The organism is Sagittula sp. P11 (genome assembly GCF_002814095.1).
Classification (GTDB): Bacteria; Pseudomonadota; Alphaproteobacteria; order Rhodobacterales; family Rhodobacteraceae; genus Sagittula.
On the sequence record NZ_CP021915.1, the window covers coordinates 56927 to 70827 of the forward strand.

A 13901-nucleotide genomic window follows, 5' to 3' on the forward strand; every position below is an offset into this window, starting at 1 on the left:
CCCCTCGCTTCCGTCCGAACACGGGTCCGTGTTCGGCCAGACCCTCGGGCGCGGGCATGACAACGGGCGGCCGAGGTGCGGTTGGAGATGGTCGGGTTTTCTGGGCCCTTCGGGCCGGGCCTCGCACCTGCGGTGCTCGGCTCGAAGCGGAATTCAAGGTCGCCTGGGGGCAATCTGCAATAATATTGTATTGACCGGTAAATATAGTTTCGTATGATGAAGGCGACCTTGAATGAAGGTGGCAGGAAATAGGGGGGCTTTCTTCGTATGAGCCGGACCAAGAGACTGACACAGACGGAGCGGGCGGAGATTATCCGTGAGGCCGCAGCAGGTGTGGGGACTTCCGCGCTCGCGGAGCGGTTCGGGGTCACGCCGCGGGCCATCCAGTACACGTTGAAGGCGGACGAAGAACGCCAGAAGGATGCGGCCGTGGCGACGGCCGCGGTGACGGTGAAGCTGACACCAGAAGAGCTTGCTGCGCTGGATGAGGTGCTGTCCGCGGCGGGGATCGAGACCCGCACGGAGGGGGTCCGGCGGCTGATCCAGGCGGCGGGGGGAACGTTCGTTCCGGACGCGAATCTGGCGGCTGAGATGGCGCGCTACCGGGCCTCCTTGCACGAGGTCGGCAACGGCGTCGTGCAGGTCGCCAAGCAGATGATGAAAGCCAGCCGGGAGGGGCAGGGGGAAGGCTCCGCGCCGAACGCAGAGTTGTCCGAACTGCGCCTCGTGCAGATGCGTGCGCTGGCGCGGTTCATCCTCGATTCCGCTGACGAGATCGACCTGCTTTTGCGCCGTCGTCGGGATGGGATGCGGCTCTCCGCCACTGCCGCTCTGAGGGAGTTCGCCCATGCGGCTGAATGATGCCGTCCATGACGTCACCGGAGAGATCTTCCGGGATGGCTGGAGCCGGATACGGGGCTCGATGCAAGGGCTGCAGGCGTCCCGGCAGAGGCAGCTCGTGCGCGCCGCTGCGGGGCATCGTGCGGCGGTCTTCAAGGCGATCCGGGGCGGGGGCACGCATTCCAAATCCCAGCTCATGAACCAGCTTGATTACCTCACCACCAAGTCCTCGCATATCGTGGACAGCAGCGGGTTCCTGGATGGGAAGACGAGGCTTGAGGGATCGGAGATCAAGGACCTGACGGAGCGGTTCGCCAAGCGCTGGAGTGCGGGGTTCAAGCCCAAGCTCGGACAGACGACGCATATGCTGATGTCCTATCCGATCGGCACCCGGGGCGAGGACGTGCGCGACATCACCGCCAATGTCGCCGAGCGGTTCTTTCAGTCCGAAGAGGGACATTTCGACTACATCATCGCGGTGCATGAGGATCGCGATCACCCCCACGCACATATAGTTTTGAATCGCCGGTCGCAGGAGGGTGAGTTCTTCTTCCTGGGTCGCGATCACCGGTTCAACTACGACGATTTCCGCCTCGCCATGGTGGAAGAGGCCGAGCGGTTCGGCGTGCGTCTGGAGGCCACGCGGCGGCTCGATCGGGGTGTCGTGCACTACCCGCCGCGCACCCGCGAGGTCTATGCGGCCAAGGTTGAGGGGCGGGCCGCGGAGCCACGGCCACGGGTCGGGGCCGATCTTGATCGCGCCCTCGAAGAGATCGCAAACACCCGGATCATCTATCACTCGCTTGCCGCTGAGGCCTCTGCGGACAACCGCGAGGACATCGCCGATGCCCTGTTCCGCTCGGGAGAGCTTCTGGCCAAGGGCGGCAAGCTGACTTTGGAAGGAGGCGTCTACATGGCAGAGGAGCAATCGTTCGAGGATCTGAGGACCCGTTATGCCGATCAGGTCGCGCGCGTCCAGGGCATGATCGATGCGAAGCCGGAGGCCGAACGGCCGCGGCTCGAGCGCAGCCTCAACGAGATCCAGTCGCGGCTCGCGCATATGCAGCCGCTAGGGCTCAGATCCGTGACATTGACCGAAAAGCCCTCGGAGGGCGGGGTCTATTCCGAGACCAATATCGATGCGGCCCGGCTCGACCGGTTGCGAGACCCCGAGGTGCGGGCGCAGGTCGACACCGCGCTGCGCGGGACCGGGATCAGTTCGTCCGTGGTGGTCGCCCGGATGGAAACCGGCGCGCAGAACGCCGCGCTCGAGCGGCAATGGATCGCTGACGATCTGGCGCGGGTGGCCGAGAGGGACGGTCTCAACCTCGAGCGCCGCGCGGATCTGGAGACGGCGCGCGAGACCCTCAACCGGGCCCATGTCCAGCTCGGCGTCGCGCTGGAGCGGGCAGGGGTCTTGCGTGAGGACGGTGTCGTGGAAGATCGCACCGTGACGGAGAGGGTCCATTATCATCGGGACGCCACTGAGGACATGGAGCGCGCCATCCGCCAGGACATGCGTTCGGAAGGTCTGACCGAAGACCAGATCGAGGCGCGGGAGTGGGAGATCGTCTCCCGCGCGGAGCGGCGTATCGAAGAAGAGCAACGCAGCTACCTCGATGCGCATCCCGAACTGCTCGCGCGCCCGGGCGACGTGATCGACCGGTCCGAGCCCTACCGGGAGCGCATCACCGACGAGGCCCGGGCCCGCGAGATCACCCGCGAAGTCGACCGGATCATGGAAGGTCGCGACGCGCGGACCCCCGTTGCGGATGCCGTCACGGACGAGTTCCGCGCGCGCTATCCCGATATGCCGTCGCATCTCGCCCGCGGGCTTGGCGCGACCTATGCTTCCGTCACCGATCTGCGCGACACCGAGGCCCTCAACCAGGTCCGCCGCGACAACGAGTTGCGGGAGGTGGCGCTCGACCTGCGCGACGGGCGGCTTTCGGACGCGCGCGAGGGGGACGCTGTCGAGGGGGCACCGATCGCCGATCCGGACATCCGGCGGGTCGTCGACCATGAACGGGCCGGCAATCTGCAGTCGCCGTTCCAGGACGACGGTCAGCGACTGACCTACCGCGACGCCGTCGAGCGCGAGCTCGACGCGGCGCAGATCGACCGGCTGCGGGACGGGGATGTCGACGTGCTGAAGACCCAGATCGAAGACCGTCTCGATCGGCTCTACGCCGCGAAGACCTACCTGCAGTCGGACGCGGCCACCGCCAACAGCGAGGCGACCCGCGCCGTGGTCGAGGAGATCGCCGACCGCGAGTTCGAGCTCCACCGCGCCGATCTTGTCGATGGCGAGACCGAGCGCGGGGAGACGCACTGATGGGAGGGGTAGGGAAGGGCCGCCTCGCCCTCGGCGTCGCGCTGGTCACACTGGTCGCTATCGCGATCGGCTATGTCATCGCCTCGGCCGTGATCAGTTTCCGGGACCTGGGTTTCCGGGCCGAGATCGACTTCTTCTATATCGTGCAGAACTACCGCGCCATCGGGGCCGCCCGTCCCGACGACTTCCGCCTGATCAACCTGATCATGGGCGGGGCCGGGGTGGCGGGCCTCATGATGAGCCTTGCGATGTCGGGCTCGGCGCTCACCCGGTTCGGCTATACCCATTGGCAGACCCGCCGCGAGATGAAGCGGAACGGCTTCTTCGGCGCGCCGGGCACGGGCTTTGTGATCGGCAAGCTTGGAAAGCCAAGCTCGCGTGCGCCGTTCCTGTGTTCCAAGACCTTTCCCCATGCGTTGATCGTAGCGCCGACCGGGCGCGGCAAGACCACCGGCTTCGTCATTCCGAACCTCCTGACCTGGCAGGGCTCAGCGGTGGTGCTCGACGTAAAGGGAGAATGCTTCGAGGCCTCGGCCCGCCACCGGGCGGCGCAGGGTGACGAAGTGTTCCGCTTCGCGCCCACGGATTGGGAGGACAGGCGGACGCATCGCTACAACCCACTTCTGCGCATCTATGAGCTCAAAGACCCGGCCCGCCAGCAGATGGAGTTGCAGCTCCTGGCCACACTCTTCCTGCAGAACGACAACGACCGTGTTCAGGGGCTTCTCAAAGGGGGGATCGATCTCTTCGTCGCGGCCGGGCTACTCGCGTTCCAACGCCGCAGGCCGACGCTCGGCGAGATATACCGCATCGCCGCCTCGGGCGGGCAGAAGCAGAAGGAATATCTCGCGCGCGCCCATGAGGTCCAAAACGCCGCGGCGCGGCTGATCTTCACACGGCTGGCGTCCACCAACAACGATACGCTGACATCCTATGTCTCGCTCCTGATGACCTCGGGCCTCGATCAATGGCAGAACCCGGCGATCGACGATGCGACGGCGACCTCGGACTTCGACTTCCGGACGATCCGCAAGAAACCCTTCAGCGTCTACCTCGTCGTCCAGCCCCTCATGGTGAAACCCCTCGCACCTCTGATCCGGCTCTTCTTCTCGGACCTGCTGTCGGCGCTTCAGGACAAGGAACCGGGTCCGGACGAGCCCTGGCCGGTTATGATCATGCTCGACGAGTTCAACCGGCTCGGAAAGATGCCGATCGTGGCCGAGAGCATCGAGGTGCTGCGCGCCTATCGCGGGCATCTCGCGGTGGTGACCCAGACCATCCCGGCCATCGACGAGATCTACGGCGAGAACACGCGGCGCGCCTTGCAGGGCAACGCCGGGATCAAGCTCTACCTGACGCCCTCCGACGAGAAGACCGTCGAGGAGCTGAGCAAGGCGGTCGGCAAGACCACGAAAACCGTCGTCACGCGGTCCCGCGCGGTCGGGAAGAACCCGTTCGAGGGCCGCAGCCAATCGGAGCGGACGGAGGAGGTGTCGCTCCTGCCCGAGGATGAGGCGCGGCGCCTGCCGCTCGACGAGATCGTCGTCGTCGTGGACGCCCAGATGCCGGTCCGGGCCAAGCGCGTGGTGTATTTCGAGGACCCATTCTTCAAGGGCATCCATGCCGCCCAGGAGGGGGAGCTACCCTTCCCGACGGGGCCGGTCCCTCCGATGGGGGAATTGCCCCTGAGCGTCAGGGCGATGCCCACGGCGCCGCGGGGGTCAGGTCTCACGGAACGTGATTTCGAGGCCAGGATGGGGCTAACAGAAGGCGGAGGGATTGCACCCCTTGAGTCCGGTCCGGCTCAAGCGCCTCGGCGCGGCCGCGCCGCTGTTCTTGCGGATGATCAGCGGCAGATGGAGATGGAGTTCGGGCGGCAGGCAGATCTGGAGGTGGAGGCTGCGTCCGAAAACGACGTCGCCCGAGTTCAGGACGCCGTGAGTGATCTCGAGCGGTTGGAGGCGGAGATGTCCGGTTCGGAAGCAAACGTCAGCGAGACGGGCGAGAAATTCGGGCTTGGCTGAGCCGCCATGCGGGCGACACGAAAGAATGTCGCGATGGTGTCTTGTGGCCACGGCCTTGAGCCGACCATTGTCACGGGTGAAGAAAGCCAGGGTCGTCGCGCTCTGGTCGAGGGGCTCGCTCAATCGTCGCAGGGTCGATCTCACGCATCGTCAACTGGGCGTTCACCCTGCGGGCCGCGGGGCCCGCACGAAACCACTTCGCGGCGGAAGCCAGGTTAAAGCGCGGACGACGCTGCCCCTTTGCCGGGTTTGCGGCCTCCATCAGAACCTCGATCATTTCATCGATGCGGTAGAGGCCACCCGCAACGGGGAGGGGCATCTTGCGCTGCTGGAGCGCCTGTCGCTTTATCTCGAGCTTCTCGGCGACATCCGCGAGAGACACCAGGTCGGGACGGACCTCGCGCAGGACTGTGCCTTGCGGCAGCGCCTTGATCAGAGCCCGCGCCGCTTCAAGGATCGCGCTCTCGGCCTCATCCCCTTCAAGTTCCAGTTCTACACCCAGAAGACCGGCGTGACCGGTGCCCACGAGCGCATCTTCAAAACCCGCCTCGAAGATCGCGTCAGAGAGCGAAAACGCATCGTGCTCTCCGTCGGGGAGTGCAAAGACCAGTTCGAATTCGAATTCTTCAGCCATTGGCATTACCTTCGTCGTTCTTCTGAAGCTTCACGCAGGCCAGGGCCTTCTGTCGGATCTTTTTCGCGAACTGCTGTGGATTCTTCGGGGTCGACCAGACAGACATCTGACAAAACTCGCCACAGCGGCAATCCTTATCGTTGGCCGGGCATCGGAGGATCCCCCACGCGTGCCCCTTGCCCTCAATAAGGTCCCATCCCAGCTCTTCGAGCTCCTGGATGACGGCCTCGATTTCCTTTGACGTGTGCTTCTTCCTTGGCACCCTAGATACCCCACTTTCTTAAATTGTCAAGTGACAAGTTAATAGCTCAGCAAAACGTCGCTGCAATTTACTGTCCGCTACCGGCAATTTCCCATAGGAAGCTTGCCGTCAAATGCTTTGATGTGAGAACGGGATACAGGACGGACGTCCCAGACAGAAACACCGGCGCGGATGCCGTTGCGTCTGATCCTGTAGCAGTGTGCCGTCCCCAGACGCGGCACGATGCCACCAACGCAAAACCATTCATGCTGTCTGTCATGATCCCAGCAGGCAGCAAAGGTTTGACCTGCGAACAGCCTGTTCCGGCTAGTCGTGCCACCTCCGGTCAACTCTACCGTCGGCCCAGCCTGTTCAGCCGTGCCAGTTGCGCAAGCATGCGGGCACCGGTGCTAGATGAGTCGCCTGAAGGTGCAGCCGGCGCACCACCCGCGGCATTAGGGCGGGTCGGGAGCGCCTGTACGCCGAGAAACTGCCTGGCCCGAAGCGCGGCATATTCGGCGCCTGTCGCGCCTCCGATGGCGTATCGGTTATAGACTTGCTGACTTCCTGCCAAGCCTCGGGCGAAGGCGTAGCTTCCGCCAAAGCCCGCCGAAAGCGCCGGCATCATGATGTTTCCGGAGACCGACCGGACGATGAAGGGCGTGGCGATGATGAACCCCTTGGCCATGAGGACCATCATGAAGAAGGGCAGGAGGGCGCCGATGTTCGAAGCCCCCTCCGGATCACCAAGTTCGGCGAGCAATGCGCGCGAGACCCCGGTGATGGTCGCGAAAACGCCGGCGATGACGATGGGGTAGATCGCGAAGGAAATCAGCGCCGAGAGCCATCGCGCGAAATAGTCCTTGGTCACCTCGAAGAGGGTCAGGAAGATCATCACCGGCGCGATCCCGATCAACAGCGTGATCATGAGCCTGGAGGCGACGACAATGAAGGCCGCCAGCCCTCCGAGGATCGAGAGCAGGAGAACGCCGAGCGTGTCGAGAAGCGCGCCGGCCATCCAGTTCAACTCGGAGCCTGCTGCGTTCAGGTAATCCCCAAGCGCCGCGATGAGCTGATCGAACTCCTCGGCGAAGGTTCCAGACGGACCTGGCATCCCGCCGCCGACCGACGCGACCAGCGATCCGGCGATGCTGTCTATCCCGTTCAGGATCGCGGATGCGAGTGCGTTGAACTGGACCCAGTTGGTCGCGAATATGCCAATCAGGCCGATCTTCACGGCGAGCCAGAAGGCGGTCCGGCCGTCCATGGAACGGTATTGGTAGATCATGTTGAGACAGACGAGGATGACCACGAGCGTCGTCCCGAGGACCAGCATCGTTCCGACCGTGGCGGCCACGGCCCCGAACTGGGTTTCCGCCGCTGAGTCCAGATAGCCTTCGGCCGTTTCCACGAAATACGCGACGACGCTCATGACCCGCTACCAGTTGCCGGCCGCGTCGCAGATCGGCATGGCCTGCTTTCGGAGATCGTTCGCCCGTCGGCGATAGTCTGACGTCGCCTCGACCACGCTCCAATAGTCAGTTGAGGAATAGAGATCAAAATAGACCGCCTCAGTTGCCTCCCAAGGCGGATACCGGGTGGCGCAGGTGCAGCTCTGCGCGTCGACGATGCGTTCCATGCTCTGAAACCGGTAGATTTGCTGGACCAGGAGCCGCTTGTAGGCGTCGCGCGCCTCTGTGTTTCGCATCCACTCCGGCTCGGGCGGCTGATCGGGGCAGACATCGGGTTGATTGTCGAGCGTCGGGACTAGGTCGCGCTCGGCCGATGCGATACTGCCCGAAAAAAGAAGGAATGAGCAGACGAGAATGGTGACGCGTGTCATGTCGCAGTCTCCGTCAGCCGGTCCGCGACCTCACGCTTGAGGAACGCGGTATAGCCGTAATCGCCCGCCTCGGCCGAGATCACCTCCCAGCCTTCGGCGCCCCGTTCGTTCAGGGCGCGCCGCATCTCTTCATAGTCCTTCTGCTTCTTCACCTTGCAGAACAGGATGTCGTACTCAAACTGCTTCATGCATTGTGCCTTTCCTGCAATTCGGTTCCAGGGAGATAGAATTCGGTGATGCCGCGTTCGCCGTCCTCGCGGCCGGCCTGGATAATCACGTCGATCGAGCTCTCGATGTATTGGATCATGTCCTGGTAGGTCATTGGGATCTCGGTCTTGAGCGCTGCGATGGCCAGCCGCTGGACGGCGAGTTGTGGGGTCTCGGCGTGGAGTGTTGTCATCGAGCCGCCATGGCCGGTGTTGATCGCCTCGAGGAAGGTCATGGCCTCTTTGCCGCGCACCTCGCCGAGGATGATGCGGTCGGGCCGCATGCGCAGCGTCGCGGTCAGGAGCACGTCGGCGGACTGGAACTCCGCGTCGCGGTTGGCGATGAGCGTTACGGCATTGGGCTGGGCGGGCAGCAGTTCCGCCGCCTCTTCGATGGTGACGATACGTTCCTCGTCGGGAACGTAGGAGAGGATCTTGCGCGCCGCGACGGTCTTGCCGGTCGAGGTGCCGCCGGAGACGATCATGTTGAGCTTGTTTTCGACGCAGAAGCGGATGGCCGCGTAGATGTCACCGGAGGCGACGACCTCGCGCAGCGCGCGGTTCTTCTCCTGGCGCAGTTCCTCGAGCTTGCGTTCTTCGCCGTAGAGGAAGCTGAGTTCGATCCGGTCGAGCGGCAGGTTGGAGAAGAATCGCAGCGAGATCGACATGCCCGCGAGGACGGCGGGCGGGGTCACGACCTGGGCACGGATCGGTCGGCCCCGATAGGTGATAGAGACCGAGACGATGGGCTTGTCCTTGCTCATCGTCGTATTGGCCGACGACGCGATCTGGTTGCCGAGATCGCGCAGCTCGGTGACGCTCAGGCGCTGGTCCAGCGCGCGCATGAAGTGATCCCCTTGGAACTCACCCCAGCAAGAGCCGTCGGGGTTGATGCATATCTCGATGACGTCGTCGCGACCGGCGTCCGCGAGCTTGTCGAGTGAGGTCTGCAGATAGGAGAGCGTCATCTCAGAAAATCTCCAGATCCCGGTCGACCATGACGGTGACGCGTGCGCCTTGGTCGACGTAGATGACGGGCCCGATGGCGAGATATTCGCCGATCACGGAATCGGTGGCGTCCGCCAGGTCATCGCCCACATCTTCAAGTACGTCTGCGGTGGTCTCATCCTCGACCTGGGCGGCGGCCACACTCGGGGCGGCCGAAATGATGGAAATCAGCGCGGCGGAGCCGAACCGCTCGTCAAAGCGGGTATCAACAAAACCGGTGACACCCGAACGGCCCAACGCGTCTCCCCCGAAGGAGCTGATCTGGACGGTCTGGTTGTTTGGTAGAATGATCCGGTCCCAGGCGATGGTGACGCGCTTCTGGGCTATCTCGATGCCGGAGCGGTAGCGTCCAATAAGGCGCGAGCCGCGCGGGATCAGGAGCCGTGAGCCGTCATAGCTGAAGACGTCTTCGGAGATGATGGCACGGGTCTGTCCGGGGAGCGAGCTGTCGAGTGCGGTCTCCATCACGGCCTGGATCATCGTGCCCTGAATGACCGTGTTCGAGGGATTTGCGATGACTTCGGCTTGTGTGATGGCGCTCGGCAACGCGCCGTTCAGCACGAAGTCTGTCACCTCGCCGAAGGTGCGTTCGGTGAGTTCTGTCTCGCCCGCATTGGCGCCGCCCGTTCCGCCGAAGGCGATAACGGGGGAGGAAATCCGCCGTTCCTGGAAGGCACGCTCCTCCTCGGCCCGGCGTTGCAGCTCGGCCAGCCGCCGCGCCTCTTCCTCACGTCGCATCCGCTCATCTTCGCGGGCGCGCAACTCTTCGTCGGTGGGTCCGAGCGGGGCGGGTGCCGGCTTGTTGGCCTCCAGCCGCGCGAGGTCCAGGTCCATACGCAGCTGTTGCAGCTCCCGATCTCGTGCGGCGAGTTCGGTCTGGAATTGTTCCTGAGCATTCTCGGAGGCGTCCTGTAGGGCTGCGATCCGTGCGGTCAGGGCATCGATCGCCTCCGCTGCCGCGCTGTCCGCCCCGGCGTCGGTGTCCGGCGCGTCGCGCAGTTCCTCGATCTGGGCCTGGAGTGCGGCGATCTGCGCCAGAAGTTCGGCGTTGGGTTCTGGTTCGACGAGAACGATCTCGGGTTCCGGGGCGGGCGGCGGCACGAAGGGTTCGATCTCTCCGAACCCGTCACCCTCGGTTTGGAACTCGTCCGGGGTGGCCGTCGGCAGGGCGACCTCTTCCCCCGGGCCCGAAAACAGCAAGAGGACCAAGCCGCCCGCCAGGATGAGCCCTGCGAGGAGGAGGGCGAGGAGCGGTAAGCGGTGTTTCGGGGCGGGTCCGTGGCGCGGGTTGCCCCGTTCGAGCGCAGCAAGACGCTGTTCGAGATCCGGGTTGTTGTCACTCATGAGGCGGCCTCCGCGGGCGGCGTCGCCTCGATACACACCACGTCCTCGCCCAGACGCAGCACCCATTGGCGCCCCACGCCCGAGACACGGATCACACCGTCTTCGACCGCGCCTGTGTTCACCGTGCGCTCGCGCCCGTTCGTGTAACGGAAGATCGCCGGGACGGGTGCGTTCCGTGGGAAGGCGAAATAGGTGAAGGTGCCGTCGTCCCAGACCCGGGTCGGCGTGAACTCCGTCCGTGCGCTGGCCCCGTAATTGGTGTTTGGCGCGGCGCGTGCGATGGCGTCGGCCGAGCGGCGATTGTCTTGCGGGTAGCGGAATTGCACGACATAGAAGGTTGGGCTCGAGACCTCGTTCACGTTGAAATAGTAACTCCGTCTGTTGGTGTAGACGGTCACGTTGGTATGGACGCCGCGGGCGACAGGTTTGATCGCAAAGGCGCGACCACCTGGGACGCCGTCGATCTCAAATCCTTCCGTGTCGCCGGCGATGATTGAGCGGATGCTCTCGCCTGTCCCGAACTCGATGGTCGTGACATGGGTCAGGGAAACGTTCAGCCTGTAGACCTGGCCTTCCTGGTAGGACGCGACCCGCACGCGGTGGTCGTTGGGTCCCCCGCGCGGGATCGCCTCGGCTGACGCGTGGGGCGTAAACAGCGAGACCATCAAAAAGGCCGCGACGAACGCCCGGGCGTGTGCGGTGTGTTTCGCATTGTTATTGCCCTGCCGCTTCTGACGTATGTGGGACGCTGGCAAGGCGTTCTCTGAATTCTTTTTGGTGAAACGCACTTACTGGTTCTCCAATCTGTCCGAACGGATCGCGTATTCGACGACCGTGAAGCCAAACGGGTTAGTCCAGACCTGGTCGATGGAGCGGCTCTCTTCCGGGCGGAACTCGAAGAGGAGCGTCGCGGTGAAGAGGCCCGCCTGAACCCCCTGAATCGACGTCAGGCGCTTGCGAAGCCGCACCGTGGCCCGGTTGTTGCCGATCAGGTTGATGCTGAGAATCTCCACGTCGAGGCGGGCGTTGGGTCCATAGACGGTCGGGGGATAGTCGGCATTGGCCGAATTCCAGATCTGGCGCAGTGAGGCCCCTGCGGCACGGTCCGAACGGCGCAACACGCTGCGGATACGCACGTCATTGTCGAGCTGGTTGTAAACCTCGCGGTCGGTCACGTAGCGGAAGACCTCCGCCTCGATAATGGCGCGGTTCTCGGTGACGGTGGTGGCCCCGACGGTGGCTTCGGGGAGGGCGAAGCCGGTGGCGGGATCGTAAGGTACCACTACAGGGGGCGGATCGACATCGAGGATGGACACGGCGGCCGCGCTGAGGCAGCCCAGGATGCCAAAGCCGAGGCCGAAAAGTCCCAGGCGCTGCCAGAGCCGTTCCCGTCTCAGCGCGCCGTAGACCAGTTCCTCCTCGATGATGGCGGTTTCTTCGTCCAACAATCAGTCCTCAATCCGCATTCAGTTCCGGGAGTGTGAACTCCATGAAGCGTTGTTCTTCGGCGATGGTGGCGGCATCGATCACGCCGCCGGTGCCATCTCCTACGGTCTGGATCGCTTCGAGCTGCCACATGGCGACGAGCGCGATGGCGAGCTCTGCCGTCACCCGCGTGTTGAGATCGACGCTCTCCTTGAGCTCATCCATGTCATCGATAAGCCCGACGAGCCGGTCGACACGTTCGAGCGATTGCCCGGCATCCTCGTAGCTGTTCTGGGCGGCGGCCGAGACCAGCGCGCCGGTCGTGGCCTGTGTCGCCACGCGCTCGGCCCCGGGATTGCCGCTGCGCGCCATTTCCGAGAGCGTGTCCTCGTCGAAGCCGAGATCGGCCAGCACCCGGTCCATCTGGGTTTCGATCTCGCTGGCACCGGATCCGGTGAGCCCGGAGAAATCCCCCGTCTTGATCGCCTCAATGGTGGCGATGATATCGCCGAACTCCTGGTCCAGGAGACCGTTCAATTCGTCCTCCATCTGTGTCCGGATGATCTCGGGCAGCTCTGCCAGACGGGTCAGCGCCTCATACGTTCGTTGTAGCTCGGCGAGCTGCTCCGTAAGCGTGGCAAGCTGTTCGCGGAGCTGCACGAGTTGCTCGTTTTGCAGGATCTCGTCCTCGATCATCTGCCGGAGCTGCTGGATGTTTTGGGCGATGTTCTGGGTGTCCACGACCGGCACGCCCTGGGCCAGGACGGGGGGATTGGTCACGAAAGGCGAGCAAAGCGCCAAGACGCTGGCCAGGGTCAACGTGCGAAGTGGTGCTGAAATGAACATTCTGCGGGGCATCAATCCAGATCCTCCAATGTGAACTCCATGAATTCGTTCTCGACCATGCGGGCCGCGGCCTGGGCCAGTTGCGCGGCACTGAGCGGCCGGGTCCGTGCGGCTTTCAGGCGAATGCGTGCGGCCATCAGCCGGACTAGTTCGGCGCGGGCATAGGTATTGAGCGCCATGCTCTCCTGGAGGTCCTCGGTGCCGCCGATCCGGGTGACGATGTCCTGGACGCGCAAGGCGGCTTGCCGGATGGCGGTGGGGGAATTGCTGCCGTAAAAGGCGGCCCCGAATCCGCTGAGCGAGAGATGGGCATTGGCGAGAAGCGCAGGGTCGATCGTGCCGAGCGCCTCGATGCCACCGATCCGCGCGAGGTAGAGATTGTAGCGTTCGGGGATGACCCTGACGTAGTGCCGGGTCTCCTTGAAGGGCGGTACGCCGCCATATTCGAACACCCGGCCCGGACCGGCGTTATAGGCCGCGAGCGCGTTGACGATGTTGCCGTCAAAGGTGGCGAGCTGCGCCGCGAGGTAGCGCGCGCCGCCTGTCACCTGCAGGTAGGGGCTTTCATAGTATTCCGGGTTGATACCGAGATCGCTCGCGGTGCCCGGCATGATCTGGGTGAGGCCGAAGGCGCCCACAGGCGAGCGTGCGCCGATGGAGAACCGGCTTTCCTGCCAGATGAGCGCCTGCAGGAGGGCGCGCCATTGCACGACGGAAAGACCGGCCCGCCCGACCCCGGGTTGCCCGTGGGTCTCCTGGGCGACCCGGATGATCAGCTGCTCGATGTTTTCGGCCGCATCCCCGAACATACCCGCGCCGCCCGGATTGGGATCGACATCGCCGGAGCCATAGACCGCCTCCGCGGACCGGTCCGGATCGCTGCCGCCACCCTCGAGGTCTGCGACCATGCCCGGCAGCCCCTGGCCACCGAAGCTCGTCTGCGCGTCGAGGATGGCGCGCAGCGTGGCGAGCTGTTCCCGTTCGATCTCGGTCAGCAACTCTTCGACGATGAGTTTCTCACGCTGGACGGCGAGGTCGGCGTCCCGGTCGCCCGTCTCGACGATATCGCGGGCCGTCAGCCCGGAATCGTTGGTGGGAACGCCCTGGGCGAGCGCGGCTGCCGACAGGAGAGCCGCCAGGAGAATATGTGCGACC

At 64.2% G+C, this 13901-nt stretch carries 14 protein-coding genes; 3 read left to right on the plus strand and 11 right to left on the minus strand.

What is annotated here, in order from left to right:
• The first annotated feature begins 267 nt into the window (after nt 1-267).
• From CDO87_RS23935 to CDO87_RS23945, 3 genes are read left to right on the plus strand one after another with little or no spacing between them, the layout of a single operon-like run.
• Nucleotides 268-861 carry a helix-turn-helix domain-containing protein gene (locus CDO87_RS23935; protein ID WP_027264455.1) on the plus strand — a complete coding sequence of 198 codons (594 nt, stop codon included), beginning with the start codon at nt 268-270 and terminating at the stop codon, nt 859-861.
• The gene (locus CDO87_RS23940; protein WP_027264454.1) at nt 848-3175 is read left to right on the plus strand and encodes a relaxase/mobilization nuclease domain-containing protein; all 2328 of its coding nucleotides are present in this window, start codon (nt 848-850) and stop codon (nt 3173-3175) included. Before CDO87_RS23935 ends, CDO87_RS23940 begins: the two co-directional genes overlap by 14 nt.
• A complete protein-coding gene (locus tag CDO87_RS23945; protein WP_027264453.1) occupies nt 3175-5199 on the plus strand; it encodes a type IV secretory system conjugative DNA transfer family protein in 2025 nt (674 codons plus the stop codon). Before CDO87_RS23940 ends, CDO87_RS23945 begins: the two co-directional genes overlap by 1 nt.
• 70 nt (nt 5200-5269) lie before the next feature.
• Here CDO87_RS23945 and CDO87_RS23950 read toward each other — a convergent pair whose 3' ends face one another.
• From CDO87_RS23950 to CDO87_RS24000, 11 genes are all read right to left on the minus strand, one after another.
• The gene (locus CDO87_RS23950) at nt 5270-5833 is read right to left on the minus strand and encodes a hypothetical protein (RefSeq protein ID WP_017467933.1); all 564 of its coding nucleotides are present in this window, start codon (nt 5831-5833) and stop codon (nt 5270-5272) included.
• A complete protein-coding gene (locus CDO87_RS23955; protein ID WP_036051617.1) occupies nt 5826-6095 on the minus strand; it encodes a hypothetical protein in 270 nt (89 codons plus the stop codon). The genes CDO87_RS23950 and CDO87_RS23955 overlap by 8 nt, the downstream gene beginning before the upstream one ends.
• A 331-nt stretch (nt 6096-6426) precedes the next feature.
• Nucleotides 6427-7506 carry a type IV secretion system protein gene (locus tag CDO87_RS23960; protein ID WP_027264452.1) on the minus strand — a complete coding sequence of 360 codons (1080 nt, stop codon included), beginning with the start codon at nt 7504-7506 and terminating at the stop codon, nt 6427-6429.
• A gap of 6 nt (nt 7507-7512) precedes the next feature.
• Nucleotides 7513-7917, minus strand: a complete 405-nt coding sequence (locus tag CDO87_RS23965) for a hypothetical protein (protein WP_027264451.1) — start codon at nt 7915-7917, stop codon at nt 7513-7515.
• Complete coding sequence (locus CDO87_RS23970; protein ID WP_027264450.1) at nt 7914-8105, minus strand: hypothetical protein; 192 nt, start codon at nt 8103-8105, stop codon at nt 7914-7916. Before CDO87_RS23970 ends, CDO87_RS23965 begins: the two co-directional genes overlap by 4 nt.
• The gene (locus CDO87_RS23975) at nt 8102-9091 is read right to left on the minus strand and encodes an ATPase, T2SS/T4P/T4SS family (RefSeq protein WP_027264449.1); all 990 of its coding nucleotides are present in this window, start codon (nt 9089-9091) and stop codon (nt 8102-8104) included. The genes CDO87_RS23970 and CDO87_RS23975 overlap by 4 nt, the downstream gene beginning before the upstream one ends.
• 1 nt (nt 9092) lies before the next feature.
• Complete coding sequence (locus CDO87_RS23980) at nt 9093-10475, minus strand: TrbI/VirB10 family protein (protein ID WP_027264448.1); 1383 nt, start codon at nt 10473-10475, stop codon at nt 9093-9095.
• Nucleotides 10472-11140 (minus strand): TrbG/VirB9 family P-type conjugative transfer protein, encoded by a 669-nt coding sequence (locus CDO87_RS23985; protein WP_036051669.1) that lies wholly within the window; start codon nt 11138-11140, stop codon nt 10472-10474. Before CDO87_RS23985 ends, CDO87_RS23980 begins: the two co-directional genes overlap by 4 nt.
• 123 nt (nt 11141-11263) lie before the next feature.
• A complete protein-coding gene (locus CDO87_RS23990) occupies nt 11264-11920 on the minus strand; it encodes a virB8 family protein (protein ID WP_088626511.1) in 657 nt (218 codons plus the stop codon).
• 10 nt (nt 11921-11930) lie between these two features.
• Entirely contained in the window at nt 11931-12758 is an 828-nt protein-coding gene (locus CDO87_RS23995) for a type IV secretion system protein (protein ID WP_223228094.1), read from the minus strand.
• Complete coding sequence (locus CDO87_RS24000) at nt 12758-13891, minus strand: lytic transglycosylase domain-containing protein (RefSeq protein WP_394444260.1); 1134 nt, start codon at nt 13889-13891, stop codon at nt 12758-12760. Before CDO87_RS24000 ends, CDO87_RS23995 begins: the two co-directional genes overlap by 1 nt.
• Nucleotides 13892-13901 lie beyond the last annotated feature (10 nt).

Bases quoted from the DNA above. Each gene is read 5' to 3' on its own strand.
- CDO87_RS23945 (WP_027264453.1), top strand. From the start codon at position 3,175: ATGGGAGGGGTAGGGAAGGGCCGCCTCGCCCTCGGCGTCGCGCTGGTC.
- CDO87_RS23965 (WP_027264451.1), bottom strand. From the start codon at position 7,917: ATGACACGCGTCACCATTCTCGTCTGCTCATTCCTTCTTTTTTCGGGC.
- CDO87_RS23975 (WP_027264449.1), bottom strand. From the start codon at position 9,091: ATGACGCTCTCCTATCTGCAGACCTCACTCGACAAGCTCGCGGACGCC.
- CDO87_RS23960 (WP_027264452.1), bottom strand. From the start codon at position 7,506: ATGAGCGTCGTCGCGTATTTCGTGGAAACGGCCGAAGGCTATCTGGAC.
- CDO87_RS23935 (WP_027264455.1), top strand. From the start codon at position 268: ATGAGCCGGACCAAGAGACTGACACAGACGGAGCGGGCGGAGATTATC.
- CDO87_RS23950 (WP_017467933.1), bottom strand. From the start codon at position 5,833: ATGGCTGAAGAATTCGAATTCGAACTGGTCTTTGCACTCCCCGACGGA.
- CDO87_RS23995 (WP_223228094.1), bottom strand. From the start codon at position 12,758: ATGCCCCGCAGAATGTTCATTTCAGCACCACTTCGCACGTTGACCCTG.
- CDO87_RS23985 (WP_036051669.1), bottom strand. From the start codon at position 11,140: ATGGTCTCGCTGTTTACGCCCCACGCGTCAGCCGAGGCGATCCCGCGC.
- CDO87_RS23980 (WP_027264448.1), bottom strand. From the start codon at position 10,475: ATGAGTGACAACAACCCGGATCTCGAACAGCGTCTTGCTGCGCTCGAA.
- CDO87_RS23940 (WP_027264454.1), top strand. From the start codon at position 848: ATGCGGCTGAATGATGCCGTCCATGACGTCACCGGAGAGATCTTCCGG.
- CDO87_RS23970 (WP_027264450.1), bottom strand. From the start codon at position 8,105: ATGAAGCAGTTTGAGTACGACATCCTGTTCTGCAAGGTGAAGAAGCAG.